This window comes from Pontibacillus litoralis JSM 072002, from assembly GCF_000775615.1.
Taxonomy (GTDB): Bacteria; Bacillota; Bacilli; order Bacillales; family BH030062; genus Pontibacillus; species Pontibacillus litoralis.
Window position 1 is genome coordinate 1 of record NZ_AVPG01000031.1, and the last position, 12,767, is coordinate 12,767.

A 12,767-nucleotide genomic window follows, 5' to 3' on the forward strand; every position below is an offset into this window, starting at 1 on the left:
TTTGCCAAGTGCGAAGATGTTTCGAGATTTAGATGAATTAAAGCAAGGAGACCGCTTTATAGTTCAAGTATTAGGAGAAACATATACTTACGAAGTGAATGAGATAGATGTAGTGGAGCCTCATCAAACAGAATGGCTCGATATGGAAGAAAATAAGGAACAAGTGACGTTGTTAACATGTGATCCATATATGATTAATACGCATCGAATGTTGGTTACAGGAGAAAGAGTAGAAAATGAAACAGATACAAATATAGATAATGAAAGTAATGCGAGTGAAAAAGACGAAAAGTCATTCATAAAAACGTATACGTTATGGATACTACTTGCTGTTATCATTACTATTCTTATATTCCTCATCGTTAAACGCCGCAAGAAAAAGCAAGATTAAAAGGTGGTTGCTTATGCGAAAATATATCGGAGTCATTATTATATTTTTAGTAGGGTTGGGCATAGTTATCTATCCCCATTTTGCACAATGGTTTAATGGTTATATGCAGTCCAAACAAGTGAAACAATTTCAAACTGAATTAGAGACATATTCAAAAGATGATATTGAAGAGATGATGAGTAAAGCAGATGCTTGTAATAAAGACATATATTACGATGAGTCAGGCTTTCATGATCCGTTTGTAAATAAGGATGAGAAACTAGAAAAATTTAAGAACTGCTTAGGGGTAGAAGATGATGAAATGTTTTCAGCGATTGAAATCCCGAAGTTAGGACTACTAATTCCAATCTATTTAGGTGCGACGGAAGATATACTTGACAAAGGAATCGGCCAAATCGAAGGGTCCTCTATTCCAATTGGTGGAGATAGCACCCATACAGTACTAGCTGGTCACCGAGGCTTAGGGACGAAAGAAATGTTTCGTAATGTGGATGAATTAGAGACAGGAGATAAGTTTTACATTCATACAATGGATGAAACGCTAACTTATCAAGTATATACGCAGAAAGTAATTGAGCCACATGAAACAGAATCATTGGAAATTAAAGAAGGAAAAGATTTAGCAACATTGTTCACTTGTCATCCATATCGGTATGATTACCAACGATTATTGATTCAAGCAGAACGAATAAATTAACATACAATCAGCAACAGTCCAAGCCCTCTTTACAGAAGTATGTAAAGGGGACTTGGACTTATTTATTTTTGACCGAGGCGGGATATGTAACTGAGCTCTTGTGAGGGATTAAATAGTAAAAAGATAGTGTAACTTTTAATAATGCTGTCTATATGGGGAATGTTCACTAACTAGAGGGAGCTAAAAAATCCAATGTGGAGAAAGTTCTATGATGCCATATAATATGGTAGTATTGTAACTAACTATAAATTGAGTGGTGGGAGAAGAATGCGGCAATATGAAGCGATAGAAAAAGTAGTGACTAGTTTAAAGGAAGAATCCTGTGTCCAAAGCATATTTCTAAAAGGTTCAATAGGTAGAAATGAACACGATCAGCACTCGGATATCGATTTGTACTGCCTTGTCGATGAAGAAGAGGAAAAATCGTTTCTTTCAAGACGTTTGCATCACCTTGAAGCATATAAGAAAGTTATTTTTTGGGGAGAAGCGTATATTATTGCGCCGCAAATCATAGCAGTTTATGAAGATATGCTTCCGATTGATTTATTTACTGTAACAAAGCGAACATTACAAGAAAAAGATTACTTTCAAGTGCTGTATGATCCAAATGAAGTGATGAAGCAGTATGAAGCGACACAACACTTAATGCTTCCTGAAGAAGAGTTTCATGAATGCGTGTGGGATATGGCTTGGTTTTTATTTCGATATCACAAAGCAGTCGAAAGAGGCAATAATGACATTTTGGCGATAGAAATGTTACGTCATGTAATGAGAAACTTGACGAGTATTATGCTGTATCGTTATGCAAAGAATCGGTCTATACTTGGGTTGAAAGCCATACCAGATTTGCTATCACCTACACAGCATAATAACGTAAAGGCTATTTATGAATGTATAACGCCTTCGTTACATCAAGAAGCTGTTAACCAAATCTCTCTCCTTATAAGGGGAGAGATGGCTTGGATTCGCTCTCAAATCTATAATGATGCTCAAACCATCTCATTTTTAGAACGCATGATTAAAGTTGCAACGAATAATTAAGTAGGCGTACAGGAGGTCTAAGGTGAAAGTGGAAGTTTCCCTATTAATATTTCTATTATTATCTGTGGTATTTGTGCGGATACAAAGGAAAAAACGAGGCTTAACAGGAATGAAAAGTGCGATACCTGCTATCTGCTTGTGGCTTATTGCGCTTATCCACTTAACCGCTTATTGGATAAACGGCTTAGGTGTTGTTCGTTGGATGCTGACGGTGCTGTTACTTATGATAGGAGGATACTATACAGCATATGTTCCTCAAAGAAGCAGATAGAAAGCGTTTTCTATGCGGGTGTGGTATAGTAAGAACATATTACTATTATTACGCAAAAGAGGTATAGCATGATGTCTGTAGAATTTTGGGATCAAAGTTTCTCGGTAGAAGAGTTTATTTATGGGAAACGGGAAAATGCATTTATTAATGAAATGAGCAACAAATTTTTAAAGAAAAGCTTTACAATTGGTTGTTTTGCTGAAGGAGAAGGGCGTAACGCGGTCTTTCTTGCTCAACAAGGTCATGATGTAACAGTTTATGATCAATCAGCCGTTGGTTTACAAAAAGCGCGTCAACTTGCTGAGGAAATGAATGTTCAGATAAACGTAGAGCAATGTGATTTGACGAAAGAAGAAGTAACTCCAGATCAATTTGATGTTGCAGTCATGGTATTTGGCCACGTACCGAAACAGAATCAAGCTTTCTTTATGAAGAACATAGCTGATTCTGTTAAGCCAGGTGGTTACATTATTTTTGAAGTTTATTCAGAGAATCAATTAAACTACCAAACTGGCGGACCGAATAGCATTGAGATGTTATATAATCCGGTCGATATTCTAAAATGGGCGGAAGGATATAAGTGTCTTCACTTTTATTATGGAGAGGCAGATCGTCAAGAAGGCGATCGTCATAACGGATTAAGTCACGTTATTCAAGTGGCTATGCAAAAATAGAGTAGACAAGCCATGCACAATAAATGAGTGCATGGCTTTACTTTTTTGAAACGGATTTTATGATAGATTCGTAAGTTTATATGTGGTGATTGAGAAGAGAGTGAAGGAGGTTATAATAATGAATGATAGAGTAATTGCAATAGTAAACAATACGAAAAAGAAATTTGGCTTACACCATTATTATTTAGCTAAAACGAGCATATGGCGATCCGTTACTATTTGCGGGCAGACGGAATACGTATTAAATATGGAGTGGTTTCCTCATGAGGGTACAGAAGAAAGCGAAGATGGAATGAACCCCGTTGGCACGGCAAGCATTGACATCGATATACATACGAAAAAAATCCATAGCGTTATTTTTGTTGGAGCAAAAGCGTATACGGAACCTGTTACCTTTGATTGGACGAATAGAGAAGTGGTCATTGACTGGGTGGAGAAAGAAACAGCACTGACATATGGAAACCAATTTCAGTTAAGTGAAGAAGAAGAGGGGACCTTTCATTTTAAAGCAAATATTGATGGAGTAGCCATATCCCCATCTAGTGACATTCAAGTGAAATTTGATAAAGAAGGTAGGCTTATTTTCTTTTCTATTCATGGTCCATTCCCAACGAGAGAATTAGCGGAGGAGGTATCCTTTTCGTTAACGTTAGAACAAATTGAGGATGTCATTGAAAATCAATTAAAGTTAGTCTATTTTCCTCAAGCACAAAATAAGATAATCCCTGCCTATGGTATTGAAGAAATATATGTAAAGAATGATAGAGGTGCAACGATGTCTACTTCTATAGATAAACGCTCTCGTGTGCATGTAAACGAAATAATGGAATGGGATGAACCTTTAGAGAATACGTTTGAAAGTGTAACAATTTCAATGACAGACGAGGTTTCTCTAGATGTAGCGAGGGCAAGAGAGCCACACCCAGACGTTAAGCCAATAAGTAAGCTGGAGGTCGAACGATGTATTACTAGTGTCAGGGAATTTTTGCGTCAGCAGTATTCAAACCAAACAGGGGAATGGTTACTCCAAACGTTGCATCGAGAAAATGGATACATACTCGCTACATTAATTCCAACTAAACCTGATTTGTTTGTTTTTCAAAGGAAGATGGTCCTCTTTATTGATGAACAATCATATGACGTATTAAATGTTATCGATAATGAAGCAATGCTAGATAAATTTCAAGCATACGAGGAAGAGGAATCTGTTCATATAACAAAGGAAGAAGCAGGCAAAACATTACGACCTCATCTGGAGCTAACACCGTATTACGTGTATGATGTGCAGCAAGATAAATACGTATTGTGTGGAAAGTTAGACTGTCAGGAAGTGGTTCATGCAGCGAACGGGGAAATTGTGCGATTGAGGGATTTATAGAGTGACTGTACCTAATTCTGAAATGAAAGGATTACAAATCAGCCAATTAGAGCTGCAAGGCCCATCTGATTATAAACGACAGTTAACCAAGAATTTATGGGAGTACTGAGAAGGAGAATATTGGGGATAGAAAACGCTTGCGCTTGGTAATCGGGGTAAACTATTCTTTAAGTTAAAATAGCATAGAGGGACAAAGGGGTTGATCACAATGTCCCTGCTATAATTATAACGTACATATAATAGGTGTATCGTTGGTTACGATGATGGTATGTTCTATTTGTGCTACATAATTTCCAGTCATATTCGTAGCTAGCGTCCAACCATCCATTTTTTGATGTACATTATCTTCCATGATGGAAACGAAAGGCTCGAACGCAATAACAGCTCCCTCTTTTAGAACCTCATCATCCCAAGGTGTGTAATAGCTAAATACATGTTCAGGTTTATCGCGTAAACTATGACCAACTCCGTGGCCTGTTAATTCTTTAATGATAAAATATCCTTCCTGCTTAGCCGCCGTTTCCGTAGCACGTCCAACATCGCTTAGTTTGGAATCAGTTTTGAATTGGCTTAATCCTTTGGCGAATACTTTTTCTGTGGCGTTTAGCAGTTTTTCTATTTTCTTGTTTCCTGCTCCAACGAGAAAAGATAGCCCTGTATCCGCATAATATCCATTATAGGAACCAGAAACATCGATATTTACAAGGTCTCCTTCTTGTATGATGCGGTTGCCAGGAATGCCATGTGCCACTTCTTCATTGACACTAATGCACGTGTATCCAGGAAATTGAAAATCTTGTTTAGGGGCGGAAATCCCTCCAGCTTCTCGAAACATTCTCCCTGCTATTTGATCAAGTTCTTTCGTTGAAATACCGGGTATCGTCTGTCTTATCATTTCATCACGAATCGTTGCTAACATTTTACCAGTGTTTTGTATGTTTTCCATATCTGTATCAGTTCTGACTATCATACATCATCCTCCATTACTATCACTTTAATATAGTGTATGCCGTAATAATCTGCAAGGAATCAGAATTATATTGTGTGTAAAAGTGAAGGAAATGTTATCCTTGTAATAAGAAAATTTATACTGGGGGTAATTTACATATGTATTCCGTGGAATCGTTTGAAACAATTGGAGCTTTTACATTATTAAGGCCGGTCTTTGTTACGCTTACGCTTGTAGTAATGTTGCTGCTGTTATTTATCATTATACCGAAATTAAGAAAAAAAATTGTGAATGGATTTGCTGTTGTTAGTATTTCTTTTGTATCTGTTATATTGTCCGGACAACTATTATACTATGACGCTATTATTGTTGATGAACTCGGATTAAGCGGAGATGAGTTTGCATTCATTCTATTTTTAATCATTCTAGTTTTAAGTTTGGTGAACCTCGGTTTGTACATGTATTATAGCAAGCAAGGTTAAATAAGGGTCTGGGCATTATTACATTCATTCCTGATAGGGAGTCTTTATGTGCGAAGAAAACTATGAATGTTACTCTTCTATGCTAAACAAAGGATTTTTCAACTTGTAAAACGAACTTAAACTATAGAAAAAGGGAAAGGAGTTTAGCAATATGTCTACAATTAAAGTAACAAACCCAGCAACAGGGGAGTTAGTGCAAGAGGTTCCTGTAAGTACGGAAGAGGAAGTACAAGAAGCGCTCCAAAAGGGATACGAATATTTTCAAACTTGGAAACAGGTTAATGCTCACGAACGAAGTAGCTTGTTAAAAGCTTGGTCAGCACGGATTCAAGAAGAGAAAGAAGGCATAGCCAAAGTAATGACGTTAGAAAGTGGCAAGCCGCTCAAGGAATCTTTAGGCGAGGTAGATTATGCAACGAGTTACATTGACTGGTACGCAGAAGAGGCGAAGCGAATATATGGTCGAACGATTCCTGCTCACACGGAAGCTAAACGGATTATCGTTAGCCATCAGCCGGTCGGACTCGTTGCCGCTATTACGCCGTGGAATTTTCCGGCAGCAATGATGACACGTAAAGCTGCACCTGCATTAGCTGCAGGGTGTACATTTATCGTTAAACCAGCAGAAGAAACGCCTTTGACGACGATTCGGTTAGTAGAATTAGCCCATGAAGTCGGGATTCCAGAAGCTGCTGCTCAATGTGTCAATGGTCAAGGTAAGAAAATAGGCAAGCTATTTACTGATAGCGATTACGTACGCAAAATTACATTTACAGGCTCAACTCCAGTTGGCAAGCAATTAATGAAAAATAGCGCGGACACAGTGAAGCATGTATCAATGGAATTAGGCGGCCATGCACCTTTTATTGTAGCAGCAGATGCGGATCTTGACTTAGCTGTTCAACATGTAATGGCTGCAAAATTTCGTAATGCTGGTCAAACTTGCATATGCGCCAATAGAGTGCTCGTTCAGGAAAGTCTAGCAGATAAGTTTATTCATAAGGTCAAGGAAGAAGTAGCTACGTTGAGAGTAGGAAACGGATTAGAGAAAGAAACTCAAATTGGTCCTGTAATTAACGGAAAGAGCTTCGACAAAATCGTGAACCAAATACAGGATGCTACCGAAAAAGGAGCGCAAGTTGTTTGCGGGAAGGAATTTAATGCTAATCCGAATCAAGGGTACTTTTTCATTCATCCTACTGTGCTCATGAATGTATCTGAAGAGATGACTATTATGAAGGAAGAAACATTCGGACCTGTACTACCTATTACAACGTTTACCAATGTAGAGGAAGCAGTTCAAATTGCGAATAGCACCCCATTTGGACTAGCTGCTTACTACTTCACCAATGATTATCGAGTAGGCACGTACCTGCACGATCAACTCGATTTTGGAATTGTAGGTTGGAATGACGGCGCACCATCTGCAGCACACGCCCCATTTGGTGGTATGAAAGAAAGTGGTTTAGGTCGTGAAGGTGGCATCGAAGGATTAGACCCGTACCTAGAAACAAAATATTTATCTATCGGTGGCTTTTAAGTACAATTTTATTGGTGAAATCCGCTGAAGTGCACATGTGGAATTCGCGCATAAACCGAGGAAAAGCGCGCACAAATCCAGGAATTCGCGCATAAACCAAGGAAAAGCGCGCACAAATCCAGGAATTCGCGCATAAACCGAGGGAAAGCGCGCACAAATCCAGGAATCCGCGCATAAACCGAGGAAAAGCGCGCACAAATCCAGTAAATGCGCGCATAAACCGAGGAAAAGCGCGCACAAATCCAGGAATTCGCGCATAAACCGAGGAAAAGCGCGCACAAATCCAGGAATTCGCGCATAAACCGAGGGAAAGCGCGCACAAATCCAGGAATCCACGCATATTCAAGGGAAGTTCGCCTTCATTGAATATGTACATGTGCGGAGCGTAGTGCATAGGATAAATTGACAAACTAGGGAAGGGAATGTGGAAACATGCACTATGTTTATCCTTATGAGCATTCAGGGAGCTTTCAGCAACAAGTGCTGGATTCGATTTTGGATTGTATAAAATCGGCGGCGACAGCTGTTCGCTTTTATTATCAATTAGCGGATGAGGCTTCGAGTCAGCAACATAAAAATGAGTTGAAGCAACTAGTAAGAAGTGAAGAGGCGCACTTGCAATATTTTACGGATTTGTATCGAGCGTATACAGGACAGGAGCCGAACTACGAAGTTGGAGATGTTTCTTTTTCAACGTATGAAGAAGGGATACAAATGGCTACGGAATGGGCATCTAATGTAGCGGGAGCATTTCGCCAAGGGTATTTAAAGAGTCCCTATTCGCCGTTTAGAGATGTGTTTTTACGTGTTTCTTCAGATAAAATGGAGCATGCAAAACGATTAAAGGGGATGCAAAAGCGCTCAGAAACAAAGGATTATGGTGGGCAGCCTTTCGTTGTGAATATTGAGCGGGCCACGAAAAAAAATAATACATTCCGTACGGCTTTATGGACGGGAGAGCATTTGCAAGTGACGTTGATGAGTATTCAGCCTGGTGAAGATATCGGTTTGGAGATCCATCCGAATGTGGATCAGTTTTTACGTATTGAGGATGGAAAAGGCTTTGTACAGATGGGAGATAAACAAGATTCGTTAACATTCGAAAGGAATGTCTTTGATGACGATGCTATAATGATACCGGCCGGGACGTGGCACAATGTAACGAATACGGGGAATGATCCACTAAAACTGTACTCGATTTATGCACCGCCTGAGCACCCGTTTGGCACAGTTCATGAAACAAAAGCTGATGCAATGGAAGCGGAATATTAATATAGAACAAAAAGCGCCTTGATGTTCGAAGGCGCTATTGTTCATCTTAAGCTTCTACTTTTGTCCAAATTTGCTCAATTTCTTCTAATGATTTATCTTTTGTTTCAGGAATAACCTTCCATACATAGAAGAAGGATACGACGCACATGACGCCGAACAGTAAAAATGTAATGCCGTCCCCAAAGCGAGCAATAATGATTGGGAAAGCTTGAGAGATAAACCAGTTTGCCACCCACATACAAAATGTTGCAATAGACATGGCTCGGCCTCTGACGTGATTGGGGAAAATTTCTCCGAGAATAACCCATACGACAGGACCCATTGAGATATTGAACAAGAACAAATACAATACGATTAATATACTAGGTGTTAACCCTGCGGAAATATCAAATTGCAATAAAACCCCAACCGCGAGCTGTGTGATAGCCATTCCAATTGTACCAATCATCAATAACGATTTACGTCCAATTCGATCGACTAGCCACATGGATACGAGTACACCAGTTAAAGCTGCTACCCCAATCATAGAGGTAACAAGTGTATTTAAGTTTCCTTCTGCCCCAGCGGCTTCAAATACTTGAGGCGCATAGTAAATAATGACGTTAACCCCTACTAATTGTTGTAAAACAGCTAAAGTAATCCCTACCCCTAATGCTTTCTTTACTCCTGGTGTAAATAGATCAGCTAATGATCCACCTTGATGCTCTGTTAATGATTTTTGAATGTTGTCTGCTTCCTTGTCTGCAATTTGTTTACCGTTAATTTTTGTTAACACTTCATAAGCTTGATGAACCTTGCCTGATTTCATTAACCAGCGTGGACTTTCGGGAATTGGAATGAGAATTAATAAATAAACCAGTGCTGGAATTCCTGCCACACCTAGAATATATCGCCAGCCAATCTCAAGCTGCCACGCCTCTCCTCCTAATGATAGAATTTCTGCATTTAAGAAATAAACGGATACAATTCCAATCGCTACTGCTAGCTGATAAATGGATCCAAGTCTTCCACGGATGTTCGGAGGTGCTGTTTCTGAAATGTATGTGACAGAAAGCACACTTGCCATCCCAATTCCAATCCCTCCAATCATACGAGCAATGACTAAGATAGTCACACTAGTTGCTAACGCTTGAAAAATAGATGAAACCGCAAATAAAATAGCGGAAATGCTAAGTACTTTTTTAATGCCAAGTGCATCACTTAAAAATCCGGATAATAGAATACCAGTTGCTCCACCAATTAATAAACTAGAAACAACGAAGCCTACCATGCCTGGATTTAAGTTGAAGTATTGCTCAATTGGTCCAATCGCTCCAGAAATAACGGCTGAATCATATCCGTATAAATACCCTCCAAATGCAGCGGCGCATGATATAAGAATGGCGAAGAAGAGCGATTTTTTCGCTGCTGATGCTTGGACTTGTTTTTCATTAGTAACCCCCATGTTGTTTTCCTCCTTGATGTGTAGAATAGAGACGCCACTTCCGCTAGTGTTTCAAACGCTTTAATATGACTAGGGACAGGCGTGCTTTTTGAGTTTAACGATTTACGTTAAACGTTTGCATAATCTGTTTTTTATGTTAATCTGAATCTAGAAAGAATGCAATAGAATTTTTGAACGCTTACAAAAAAGGTTGATAAAGGGGAGAGTACTATGGCGTTTATTCAGTGTCGTTTTTTTTCAGAGGTACTTAAGTTGACGACATCTATGACGGTCATATTGCCAGAACAGACTGCTGGTCAAATGGGAACAGAAAGTGTGAGCAAGCAAGAACGACACCAGACGTTGTACTTATTGCATGGTTTATCCGATGATGACAGTATTTGGACGCGACGAACCTCTATAGAACGTTACGTATCTACATTAGGAATAGCGGTAGTAATGCCACAGGTTCATCGTAGTTTTTATACGAATATGGCATATGGAAATCAGTACTGGACATTTTTACATGAGGAATTACCAAGAGTAGCACGTTCGTTTTTTCCGTTGTCTGCTAAAAGGGAAGATAATTTTGTAGCTGGGTTGTCTATGGGAGGATATGGCGCTTTAAAATGGGCGCTAAGAAAGCCCACCCAATTTGCCGCTGTTGCAAGTTTATCTGGTGTAACCGATATCGTAAATATTGCCAATGTACCGGAAGTATCACTAGATGATTACGATTTAATTTTTGGAGACGAAGATGCTCGAAATACAGACAATGATTTATTTTGGTTAATCGAACAAGTGGATCAAATGAATGGACCCAAACCGAAAATCTATCAATGCTGTGGAACTGAAGATTTTCTTTACGAGGATAATATAGCGTTTCGAAAAGCTTGTGAGCAGACTAATCTTGATTTCACTTACGAGGAAGAGCAAGGTACACATGATTGGGACTACTGGGATAAGAAGATTCAAGACGTACTGGCATGGTTACCAATTCGTTGATTCTCTTAGTTTTGTTTGATATATTCAAAGATATATGAGACAAAATTGACAATATGGGAGTAAATGCTAAGTGCCAACAAATAAAAAAGTGACTATTACAGACGTAGCTAAGAAAGCGAACGTGTCAGTAGCCACCGTTTCAAGGATATTAAATAACCGAGACGGCAAAATTAAAATTAGTCAAAAAACAACAGATCGTGTGTTAACAGTTGCGAATGAGTTAGGATATCAACTGAACCCATTTGCAGCATCTTTAAGGACGAAGCGTACCGGTGTGATTGGTGCAATCGTTCGAGATATAAGTGATCCATTTCTTGTGAAAGTAGTAAAAGCTGTCCAGCATTATGCCCATCACAACGGCGTAGAGCTCTTTCTAGCGAATACCGATTATAAAAGTGAAACAGCCCACCAACAGTTAAAATTGATGGTGAATCATTGGTTCGATGGTCTCATTATTCTCGATAATTTATCGGAAGAAGATGCCTTTATTCAACGACTGAAACACCAACAAACACCTTTTGTATCCATTACGGGAGAAAGTTCTTGTTCCTTAAAGCCAGTCGTACATACAGATGATGTAAATGGGGTCCAACAAGCAATTGATCATTTCATACAGCTAGGCCATGAGCATATTGGATATATAGGCAATGCGTTACCTGGTGTGCAAATGAGATATGACTACTTTTGTAAGTATATGAAAAAAAGAAACCTTCAAGTGAACTCTTTATATGTGCAGCCAGAAGTAACTGGACGTGAAGATATTGCGGAATTTATGGAAGGTATACTTGCTTGTAAACAGCCACCAACGGCTATATTTTGCGCAACTGATGCACTTGCACTTAAATTGGTCAATGTTGCCGGACAATACAATGTATCTATTCCGAACGAGTTATCTATTATCGGTTTTGATAATATTGATGAAGCTGCGGATTACTACCCAGCGCTAACAACAGTGAGCCAGTCCTCGGACCAATTAGCCAGCCAAGCTGTCGATTTACTAATGGAGATAATCAATACAGAACAACCAATAAAAAAAGAAATCGTCATCCCACCAGAATTAGTCGTGAGAGAATCGACTAGTGTACCAAAAGGGTGAATAAAGACTAGAAAGACACTTCCGTTATAGAGGGAGTGAATAAGAAGTTTGTAAACAGCGAGATTATGTTCGGGATTGACAAGGACAAAAACGTTAAATCAAAAGAAAGCTGGACAGAGGAGTGTATCTTTGTCCAGCTTCATTATTATTCTTCAATCAATTCTACTTCCCAGTTTTCATTAACAAATAGGCCGATAACTTTCATATCGTAACCCCAAGAGTTTACGATGTCTACGCACTGGCTTACTTGTTGTTTCTGTTCTTCTTTTGAAATAGGATTGCCAGCGCATTCATTGTGGGCAACAATAGCGATGGCTTTGGAACCGTGAATATTATGGGAAATGTTTATTTTAGCTTTGAGTGTTTCGATTTGTTGTTCTGTAGCGTTTAAGATATGATTGGTTGGACCAGGCTCTGTAATCATATCAACATATTGTGCAGAGAATCTTTCTTGCATCCAATAAATTACTGGGAGCTGGGCTCTACCATCTTTGCAGTTAATTGCTGTTACAAATGTTTCTGTCATAAAACTTTCCCCCTAATACTTT

14 protein-coding genes are annotated in these 12,767 nt (G+C 39.0%); 11 read left to right on the plus strand and 3 right to left on the minus strand.

The genetic code is table 11. The features are described from left to right. From N784_RS14355 to N784_RS14380, 6 genes are all read left to right on the plus strand, one after another. A partial coding sequence (locus N784_RS14355; protein WP_036836027.1) for a sortase occupies positions 1-391 on the plus strand: 391 nt, incomplete at its 5' end. A 13-nt stretch (positions 392-404) separates the two neighbouring features. Next, positions 405-1,088 (plus strand): class C sortase, encoded by a 684-nt coding sequence (locus tag N784_RS14360; RefSeq protein ID WP_052127350.1) that lies wholly within the window; start codon positions 405-407, stop codon positions 1,086-1,088. A 267-nt stretch (positions 1,089-1,355) separates the two neighbouring features. Beyond that, the gene (locus tag N784_RS14365; protein WP_036836029.1) at positions 1,356-2,129 is read left to right on the plus strand and encodes a nucleotidyltransferase domain-containing protein; all 774 of its coding nucleotides are present in this window, start codon (positions 1,356-1,358) and stop codon (positions 2,127-2,129) included. A 22-nt stretch (positions 2,130-2,151) separates the two neighbouring features. Continuing rightward, a complete protein-coding gene (locus N784_RS14370) occupies positions 2,152-2,400 on the plus strand; it encodes a hypothetical protein (RefSeq protein ID WP_036836031.1) in 249 nt (82 codons plus the stop codon). Between the two features lie 71 nt (positions 2,401-2,471). After that, positions 2,472-3,074 (plus strand): class I SAM-dependent methyltransferase, encoded by a 603-nt coding sequence (locus tag N784_RS14375; RefSeq protein ID WP_036836066.1) that lies wholly within the window; start codon positions 2,472-2,474, stop codon positions 3,072-3,074. 118 nt (positions 3,075-3,192) lie between these two features. Next, complete coding sequence (locus tag N784_RS14380; RefSeq protein WP_036836034.1) at positions 3,193-4,452, plus strand: hypothetical protein; 1,260 nt, start codon at positions 3,193-3,195, stop codon at positions 4,450-4,452. Between the two features lie 223 nt (positions 4,453-4,675). Here N784_RS14380 and map read toward each other — a convergent pair whose 3' ends face one another. Beyond that, on the minus strand, positions 4,676-5,422 hold the full coding sequence (gene map / locus N784_RS14385) for a type I methionyl aminopeptidase (protein WP_036836035.1): 747 nt from the start codon (positions 5,420-5,422) through the stop codon (positions 4,676-4,678). A 137-nt stretch (positions 5,423-5,559) separates the two neighbouring features. Here map and N784_RS14390 point away from each other — a divergent pair, with 137 nt between their 5' ends. The 3 genes from N784_RS14390 (at position 5,560) to N784_RS14400 (ending at position 8,695) form a co-directional block, all read left to right on the plus strand. Further along, entirely contained in the window at positions 5,560-5,883 is a 324-nt protein-coding gene (locus tag N784_RS14390; protein ID WP_036836037.1) for a hypothetical protein, read from the plus strand. Positions 5,884-6,034: 151 nt separating this feature from the next. Further along, entirely contained in the window at positions 6,035-7,423 is a 1,389-nt protein-coding gene (locus N784_RS14395; protein ID WP_036836039.1) for an NAD-dependent succinate-semialdehyde dehydrogenase, read from the plus strand. 432 nt (positions 7,424-7,855) lie between these two features. After that, complete coding sequence (locus tag N784_RS14400; protein ID WP_036836041.1) at positions 7,856-8,695, plus strand: cupin domain-containing protein; 840 nt, start codon at positions 7,856-7,858, stop codon at positions 8,693-8,695. Between the two features lie 46 nt (positions 8,696-8,741). Here N784_RS14400 and N784_RS14405 read toward each other — a convergent pair whose 3' ends face one another. Next, a complete protein-coding gene (locus tag N784_RS14405; RefSeq protein ID WP_036836043.1) occupies positions 8,742-10,139 on the minus strand; it encodes a sugar porter family MFS transporter in 1,398 nt (465 codons plus the stop codon). A 210-nt stretch (positions 10,140-10,349) separates the two neighbouring features. Between N784_RS14405 and N784_RS14410 the strand changes: the two genes are divergently transcribed. Continuing rightward, positions 10,350-11,123: an alpha/beta hydrolase gene (locus tag N784_RS14410; RefSeq protein WP_036836045.1), complete on the plus strand. Its 774-nt coding sequence runs from the start codon at positions 10,350-10,352 to the stop codon at positions 11,121-11,123. 70 nt (positions 11,124-11,193) lie between these two features. Then, the gene (locus N784_RS14415) at positions 11,194-12,219 is read left to right on the plus strand and encodes a LacI family DNA-binding transcriptional regulator (RefSeq protein WP_036836046.1); all 1,026 of its coding nucleotides are present in this window, start codon (positions 11,194-11,196) and stop codon (positions 12,217-12,219) included. Positions 12,220-12,364: 145 nt separating this feature from the next. Here the strand turns inward: N784_RS14415 and N784_RS14420 are convergent, their stop codons facing one another. Beyond that, positions 12,365-12,745 (minus strand): carbonic anhydrase, encoded by a 381-nt coding sequence (locus tag N784_RS14420; protein ID WP_036836047.1) that lies wholly within the window; start codon positions 12,743-12,745, stop codon positions 12,365-12,367. Between the last annotated feature and the right edge of the window lie 22 nt (positions 12,746-12,767).